Origin of the sequence: Streptomyces sp. NPDC051172 (assembly GCF_040682555.1) — a bacterium.
Taxonomy (GTDB): domain Bacteria; phylum Actinomycetota; class Actinomycetes; order Streptomycetales; family Streptomycetaceae; genus Streptomyces.
This window is the reverse complement of sequence record NZ_JBFBBE010000216.1, coordinates 1-8,398: the sequence shown is the minus strand read 5'-3', so window position 1 is coordinate 8,398 and position 8,398 is coordinate 1. Positions and strand designations below refer to the sequence as shown.

Annotated in this window: 6 protein-coding genes; all 6 read left to right on the top strand. The window is 70.6% G+C overall.

Going from position 1 to position 8,398, the window contains the following annotated elements; genetic code table 11:
- Positions 1-52 precede the first annotated feature (52 nt).
- Positions 53-1,174 carry a PP2C family protein-serine/threonine phosphatase gene (locus AB0N07_RS48775; protein ID WP_365847119.1) on the top strand — a complete coding sequence of 374 codons (1,122 nt, stop codon included), beginning with the start codon at positions 53-55 and terminating at the stop codon, positions 1,172-1,174.
- Between the two features lie 68 nt (positions 1,175-1,242).
- Positions 1,243-2,874, top strand: a complete 1,632-nt coding sequence (locus tag AB0N07_RS48770; protein ID WP_365847117.1) for a helix-turn-helix domain-containing protein — start codon at positions 1,243-1,245, stop codon at positions 2,872-2,874.
- 197 nt (positions 2,875-3,071) lie between these two features.
- Positions 3,072-4,532, top strand: coding sequence for an amino acid permease (locus AB0N07_RS48765; RefSeq protein WP_365847115.1), 1,461 nt, complete (start codon positions 3,072-3,074; stop codon positions 4,530-4,532).
- A 238-nt stretch (positions 4,533-4,770) separates the two neighbouring features.
- Complete coding sequence (locus AB0N07_RS48760; RefSeq protein WP_365847113.1) at positions 4,771-5,460, top strand: transglycosylase SLT domain-containing protein; 690 nt, start codon at positions 4,771-4,773, stop codon at positions 5,458-5,460.
- Between the two features lie 136 nt (positions 5,461-5,596).
- Positions 5,597-7,594 carry a glycosyltransferase family 39 protein gene (locus tag AB0N07_RS48755; protein ID WP_365847111.1) on the top strand — a complete coding sequence of 666 codons (1,998 nt, stop codon included), beginning with the start codon at positions 5,597-5,599 and terminating at the stop codon, positions 7,592-7,594.
- 104 nt (positions 7,595-7,698) lie between these two features.
- Positions 7,699-8,398 (top strand): trypsin-like serine protease (locus AB0N07_RS48750; RefSeq protein ID WP_365847109.1); only part of this gene is annotated, 700 nt, incomplete at its 3' end.

Genomic DNA, 8,398 nt, shown 5'->3' with positions numbered 1-8,398 from the left:
GCGCGGCCTGCAATACCGTAGAGGGTGATCACCACCTGACCGGGAGTCCCCCATGACCGGTAGCCGACGGAAGAGACCCGTCGAAGTCTCCGACGCCATCGAGCCGCCGAGCAACGCCGAGCTGGTCGTCGGCGTGGTGTCGGTGACGGTGCTGGTGGAGGTCCTGGGGGCGCTGTCCGGGTCCGAGGTGTGGCTGCTCGGGCTGCTGGTCTTCCTGCCGGGGACGGCGTCGGCGCTGTGCACCGTGCGGCAGACGGGGTTCGTCGCCACGTGGACCTCGCTCGTCGTCACCACCACCGCGGTGGTGCGGGCCCCCGTCGGCGGGCACTGGCTCGACCGGCTGCTGCTGGTTCTGTTCACCCTCGCGCTGGGGGTGGCCTCCGTCTACGCCTGTCGTTGGCGCATCCGGCGCGAGCACGAGATGCTGCGGCTGCGCTCGACCGCCGCGGCCATGCAGCGGCACATCCTGCACCCGCTGCCGCTGGTCACCGAGGACGTGCTGGTCAACGGCGTCTACGAACCCGTGCAGGAGGACCGGCTCGTCGGCGGCGACATCTACGACGTCGTCGACTCGCCCTTCGGCACCCGGGTGCTGATCGGCGACGTGCAGGGCAAGGGGCTGACCGCCGTGGGCGCCGCGTTCGCCGTCATCGGCACCTTCCGTGAGGCGGCCCACCGGGAGCCCACGCTCACCGCGCTCGTCGACGCCCTGGACGCCGCGGTCGTCCGGCACAACTCCTATGCCGAACAGACCGGCGACGACGAGCGGTTCGTCACCGCCCTGATTCTCGGCGTCGACGCCGACAGCGAGGTGCAGGTCGTCAACTGCGGTCACATTCCTCCCCGGTTGATGCACGAGGGCCTCGTCACCACACCGCCGCTGGACTCCGGTGTCCCGCTCGGCCTCGCCGAACTGGCCGCCGAACCCCCCACCGTGGACTGGTTCGACTTCCCGGCCGGTTCGACGCTGCTGCTGACCACCGACGGCCTCACCGAGACCCGCGCCGAGGACGGCACGTTCTACCCTCTCGACGAGCGACTGACCAAGCACCTGGGCCTCTCCCCCACCGAACTGCCCCGGGCCCTGCACGAGGACGCCCTCGCGTTCGCGGACGCCGACCGCCGGCACGACGACATCGCCGTCCTCACCGTCCGCCGCTCCCCGCGCCTGTGAGCACACTCTGCTCGGTCGTGCCGGTTAGCATCAGAGCTCCGGCGTGGCTCCCAGCAGAGGCGACGAACATGGATCCGGCCGCGGTCTCCCCGCCCCCTGCGGGCGTCAGCCTGCGCCAGTTGCTGATGACCCTGGGCGACTCGCTGGTGGAGGTGCAGGCCGCTCCCGCCGGACTGGACGTCGAGATCCAGGGCGTGGCACTGCTCGATCCCGAGGACCCGCCGACGGCACAGCCGGGCGAGCTGGTCCTCGTCATCGGGGCGCGCGGCCGGGCCGCCTTCCCCGCGCTGCGCGCCGCCGGTCGCGACGGAGCCGCCGCCGTCGTGGTCAAACTGGACGGTGCCGGCCAGGCCTCCGCCCTCAGCGAGACCGCCGCCGAGGCCGGGGTCGCCCTGCTCTCGCTGCGCGGCGAGGCCCGCTGGGAGCAGGTGACCGCGCTGGCCCGTGCCGCCCTCGACGACGCACCGCCGGGCGAGTACGGGGCAGGGGCCGAGGAGGGTGACCTGTTCTCGCTCGCCCAGACGACCGCCGTGCTGACCGGCGGCATCGTCAGCATCGAGGACGCCGCCAACCGGGTGCTGGCCTACTCCCGCTCCAGCGACTCCGACGAGATCGACGACCTGCGGCGCCGCTCCATCCTCGGCTGGCAGGGCCCGGAGGCGTATCTGGCGAAGCTGCGCGAGTGGGGCGTGTTCCAGCACCTGCACTCCAGTGACAAGGTGATCGGCATCGACAGCCATCCGGAGCTGGGCATCCGGCGCCGGCTCGCGGTGGCCATCCGCTCCGGGGAGCGGCAGCTGGGCACCATCTGGGTGCAGGAGGGCTCGACACCGCTGTCCGAGCACTCGGAGCGGGCGCTGCTGGGTGCCGCCCGGGTCGCCGCCCACCACTTGGTGCGCCGCCGCCGGGAACTCTCCGACGACCTGACCCTCACCCGGACCCTGCTCGCCGGACTCCTGGAGGGCAGCACCGGTCCGCAGCCGCTCGCCACCCATCTCGGCCTCGACGCCACCCGCCCGGCCGCCGTACTGGGCTTCTCCTACGGCACCGCCGAGGCGGTCACCGCCCCCGAACTCACCCACACCGAGGTCACCAACCTCATCTCGGTGCAGATCGCCGCCCGGCACCGCAGCGCCCTGGTCACCCAGGTCGACCCCCGGATCTATGTGCTGCTGCCGCAGTTGCCCCGCAGCATCGACACGGACACCCTGCGCAGCTGGGCCCAGGAGATCACCGACGCCGCCCGCCGCCACCTGGGCCTGCCGCTGCGCGGCTCGATCGGCTGCCTGGTCTCCGGGCTCGGCCGGGCCCCCGACTCGCGCCGCGAGGCCGACCGCGTCCTCGACGCCATGCTGGGCGCCGGCGTCGCCGCCGCGGTCGCCGCACTCCCGGACATCCAGGCGGAAGTCCTGATCAGCGAAATACTGACGCTGCTTGCCGCCCACCCCGAGATACGGGACCCACGGCTGACCGCGCTGGCCGCCCACGACAGTCGGCACCAGGGCCAACTCGCCGAGTCCCTCCTGGCCTACCTCAACTGCTTCGGTGACGTGCGGGCGGCCGCCGCGCAGCTGCATGTGCACCGCAACACGCTGCGCTACCGCATCCGCCGGGCCGAGGAACTGACCGGTCTCGACCTGAGCCGCCCCGACCAGCGACTGCTGGCCATGCTCCAGTTGCGGTTGCCACCCGGAGCCTGAGCCCGACTTCGCATTGTTCGGTCGTACAGCCAATCAACGACGACTTCGTCCCCGGGAACAAACCCGTCTTCCCGCGGCTGCCCATACGCTTGCGCAAATCCATTTCCGCAAGTGGAACGGATCACTTCCCGCAAGGGAACGGAACGCGGCGCGGGCCCCTCCCCCGCGGCCCTCCCCACCACCCAATGGATGTCGACATGACTGCACGCCCCCAGGGCGATGTGGCTCCTGCCACCGCTCCTCCCTCCAGTGGTCGGACTCCCGAGCAGGTAGCTCTGCGGCCCGGCCTCAAGAACCGACATCTGTCGATGATCGCCATCGGCGGGGTGATCGGCGCCGGGCTCTTCGTGGGGTCCGCCTCCGGCATCGCCGCCGCCGGGCCCGGCATCCTGCTCTCGTATGCGCTGGTCGGCGCGCTGGTCGTGTTCGTGATGCGGATGCTGGGCGAGATGGCCGCGGCGAACCCGAGCTCCGGCTCCTTCTCCGCGTACGCGGACCGGGCGCTCGGCCGCTGGGCCGGATTCTCCATCGGTTGGCTGTACTGGTTCTTCTGGGTCGTCGTGCTCGCCGTGGAGGCGACCGCGGGTGCCGTGATCCTCGAGGGGTGGGTGCCTGCCGTACCGCAGTGGGCCTGGGCGCTGATCGTGATGGTCGTCCTCACCATCACCAACCTTTCCTCGGTCGGCTCCTTCGGCGAGTTCGAGTTCTGGTTCGCAGGCATCAAGGTCGTCGCCATCACCGGCTTCATCATCCTCGGCGGCCTGGCCGTCTTCGGCGTGCTGCCCGGCTCCGACCACGCCGCAACCGGCTTCGGCAACCTCACCGGGCACGGCGGCTTCCTGCCGAACGGGCCCGGCGCGATCCTCACCGGCATCCTGCTGGTCGTCTTCTCCTTCATGGGCAGCGAGATCGTCACCCTCGCCGCCGGCGAGTCCGCGAACGCCCGGCAGGCGGTCGCCAAGGCCACCCGGAGCGTGATCTGGCGGGTCGGCGTCTTCTACGTCGGCTCGATCCTGGTCGTGGTCTCGCTGCTGCCGTGGAACGACCCCTCGATCGCCAAGAAGGGCTCCTACGTGGCGGCCCTCGACTCGATCGGCATCCCGCACGCCGGGCAGATCATGAACTTCATCGTGCTGACCGCCGTGCTGTCCTGTCTCAACTCCGGCCTCTACACCGCCTCCCGGATGGCGTTCTCCCTCGGGCAGCGCGGCGACGCCCCGCGCTCCTTCGTACGGACGAACTCCCGCGGCGTCCCGCAGCCCGCGATCCTGGCCTCCGTCGCCTTCGGTTTCGTCGCCGTCGGTTTCAACTACCTGTGGCCGGACACGGTCTTCCAGTTCCTGCTGAACTCCTCCGGCGCGGTGGCGCTCTTCGTCTGGCTGGTCATCTGCTTCTCGCAGCTGCGGATGCGGGGGATCATCCTGCGCGAGGCCCCGGAGAAGCTGGTCGTCCGCATGTGGCTCTTCCCGTACCTGACGTGGGCCACGATCGGGATGATCACCTTCGTCCTCCTCTACATGCTCACCGACGACAGCAAGGGCGGCGGACGCATCCAGGTGCTGCTGTCGGTACTCGTCGCCGCACTGGTGATCGCCGTCTCCCTGGTTCGCGAACGCATCCGCCGCAACGGCGCCCAGGACGCGCTCGCCTCCCGGTAGCCACAGCGAAATTCCGGACCGTCCTCGGGGCTCTCCACCACTGCGGTGGGGAGCCCCGGCGCGTCAACTGCGTGCATCCGGGTGGGGTTTCACTGGCATCAGGTGTGAGCATCCACACCTCCTTCACCATTGCGCCACCCCCCTCCGCACGGCAGAGTGTTCGAACTGCCTGACAGCACAAGCGAGTTGTCCGTACACGTCACGGCGTGGCCTCACGGACGAAGCGAAAGGAAGACGTGTGAGCCCGATTTCGGTCCGTGGACTGGCAGTGGCCTCGGCCTCCGCGGTCACCGCTGTCGGAAGCGTCGTCGGAGCCACCTCGCCCGGCACCGCGCAGACGAACGACGCCGAAGCGACGGCAGCCGGCTCGACGCTGCTCGCGGACCTACCGGCAGGGCAGCAGGCCCAGGTGCAGACCGCGTCCCTGACGCAGCAGGCCGACGCCCAGGGCGTCCAGGCGGACGCGAGCGCCAGGAAGGACACCGAGGAGGCGGCCCGCAGGGCTGCGGCCCGGACCGCGGTCGCGAAGAAGGAAGCCGCGCAGAAGGCTGCGGCGGAGAAGGCCGCGAAGGACCAGACCGAAACCAAGGCGGCCGCCGGCCACAGCAGCACAGTCGTCCCGGCCAAGAGCTCGTACACCGTCGCCGAGATCCAGGCGATAGCCCGGCAGATCGTGCCCGGCGGCCAGTTCCAGTGCTTCAGCAACATCGTGGACCGCGAGTCCGGCTGGAACATGCAGGCCCTCAACGCCTCCTCCGGCGCCTACGGCCTCATGCAGGCGCTGCCCGGCCGCAAGTACGCGTCCGCCGGCTCGGACTGGCAGACCAACCCCGCCACCCAGATCAAGTGGGGCCTGAACTACATGAACAGCACGTACGGCAGCCCCTGCCAGGCCTGGGCCTTCTGGCAGACGCACAACGCGTACTGAGCCGCGGCACCGCGCCGGCCGCACAGCTGCGTACACCTGATTCTCACCTGAATGTGAACCGGTCCCAGGCATCCCCGGCGGTGTCCTCGCCCTCTTGCACGTCGTACGGCTGACGCGCGTTCGGGAAGGTTCGTCCATGGGGGTCACCACCACAGAACTCATCAGGCCGGTCCGGCGCACGGGTGGCCCGCCGCCTGCGCGCGGGGAAGGGTTCAACGCCAGACTGGCCTGGTGGGCGATCATGCTCGCGGCGACGGTGCTGTTCACCTGGGACATCCAGCACAGCACCTACCACTCGTTCTACTCCGAGACCGCGCGCAGCATGACGGAGAGCTGGAAGGGCTTCCTCTTCGGCTCGTTCGACCCGGCCAACACGATCACCATCGACAAGCTGCCGGGTTTCCTCTGGCCGCAGGCCCTGTCCGCGCGGATCTTCGGCTTCCATCCGTGGGCACTGACACTGCCGCAGGTCGTCGAGGGCGTCCTCTGTGTCGCCGTGCTGCACCGCGCCGTGCGCCGCTGGGCGGGGGAGAGCGCGGGGCTCCTCGCCGCCGGAGCCTTCACGCTGACTCCCGTGGTCGCTGGAATGTTCCGTACGGAGGTCGAGGACCCCGCGTTCACCCTGTGCGTCCTGCTGGCCGCGAACGCCGCGCTGCGCGCCGCCCGTGAGGCCCGGCTGCGTCCGCTGCTCATGGCCGGGCTGTGGGTCGGCCTCGGCTTCCAGGCCAAGATGCTGGAAGCCTGGGCGGTGCTTCCCGCACTCGGCCTGCTCTACCTGGTGTCGGCCCCGGCGACGCTGCGCCGCCGGCTGACCCATCTGGCGACGGCCGGAGCGGTGTGCATCGCGGTGTCGGCGTCCTGGATGGTCCTGGTGGCCCTGACCCCGGCCCAGGACCGCCCGTTCATCGACGGCACGACCGACAACTCGGCGTTCAGCCAAGTCGTCGGATACAACTTCCTCAACCGTTTCGCCAGCCTCGGTATCAGCGCCAAGGCCACCGGCAGCGTCGCCGCGACGACCATGGCCGGCACCGCACCGGCACACGTCGGTGGCCAGTCCGCCGGCCTGTGGGCCAAGATGTTCGGCCCTTCGCTCGCCTCCCAGGTCGGCTGGCTCTACCCGGTGGCCGCGCTGTCCGTGGTGTGCGGACTCGTCTGGCTGCGCGGCAGGGACCGTACGGACCCGCTGCGGGCGGGCTTCCTGCTGTGGGGCGTGTGGCTGGCCACGTACTTCCTGGTCTTCAGTGCCGGCGCGGTCGGCGCCCACACGTACTACATGGGAGTGGTGGCGGTCCCGCTCGCCGCGCTCTTCGGCGGCGGCATCGTGCAGTTCTGGCGGGCCTGGCGGCGCGGCGACCGGACCCGCTCGTGGGCACTGCCGGCGGCGGCGGTCAGCACCGTGGCCTGGTCGGCGTTCATCGCGACGCGGTACTCGTTCCTGCCGTGGCTGACACCCGCCGCGGTCGTTGCGGGGACCGGAGGGCTGCTGCTGCTCGCACTGTCGCGCACGGCCAGCCGACGGGCGCCCTCCCGGATCGCAGTACTGGGCGTGGGGACGGTCATCGTGGGCATGATGCTGCCGTCCGCCGCCTGGGCTTCGACAGTCCTGGACCCGAAGTACGGCCACTCGGGCATGGGCGCGGCCGGGCCGGTCTCCACCTGGCACCACCGGCACAACTGGGCCAGGACCCGCGCCTCGGCGTACGACCCGGCCCCGGGCGACAGCTCCCCCCGTGCGAGGAATCCGCACAAGAACACGGTCAGGTACGACTACCGGACGGCACTCACCCCCGAGGAGCAGCGCTTCCTGGCCTTCATGAAGGCCCACCAGGGCCACGCCGACTTCGTCTTCGCCACGACCAGCTGGCGCTCGGCCTCCCCCTACATCCTCTTCGCGGGCGCCAAGGTGCTCCCCATGGGCGGCTTCACGGGCGCCGCACCCACGCCCACCAGTACCGAGTTCCGCAACCTGATCGACACCGGCCGGCTGCGCCATGTCGTCCTCGGCGGCGCACCGACCGCCCCGGGCCGCGCCGCCGCGCAGTGGGTGCGCGACCACTGCACACCCATGCCCCACCAGACGTTCCGTGTCTACGACTGCGCGCCGACATCCGCCACGCCGAACGGGCACTGACACCTTGGTGAAATCGCGAGGTCGGGCGCCCGTAAGGGTTTCACAAGAAATTCTCAGCCAAGTCAAGCGCCTGCCCTCACCTTCGTGAGACAGAGTGATCACTGATGGAGCGCACCTCACGCATCTTGGTCACCTCGCGTCACGCGTTGCTCGGCGTCGTGATGATGTTCACCCTGGCCTCGTCCGTGGCAGCCGCGGAGGTCGGGCACAGGCACTCGGGGCCGGCGTCGGAGGTCCCGTCGTCCGGCGGAAAAGCGGGCGCCGCGGGGCAGGCGCGACCTCCGACACAGGCCTTGGGGACCACCGTCGACGTCGTCGCCGATCGTGCGTCGGCGCGGATCGGCGCACTGTTCGGCGCGGACTCGGCCGACAACCTGGACGGCGGACACCTGTGCACGGCCTCCGTCGTGCACAGCCCGCACCGCGACCTCGTCGTCACCGCCGCGCACTGCGTGAGCGACGCCAGTACCGACCTGGTGTTCGTGCCGGGCTACCGGGACGGGCACGCGCCGTACGGGGTGTGGAAGCTGGACCACCGCTATCTGCCCGACGGCTGGACCAAGGACCAGGACGAGGACAGCGATCTGGCCTTCGCCACCGTCGACGAGCAGAACGGCAGGGCGATCGAGGACGTCGTCGGGGCCAACCGGTTCACGCCCGGCACGGCCACCGGCGCCACCGCCGTGACCGTCGTCGGCTACCCCGACTCCCGAGAGACACCCATCAGCTGCACCAACAAGCCGACCGCATACAGCAGCACCCAGCAGCGCATCGACTGCCCCGCCTTCACCCAGGGCACCAGCG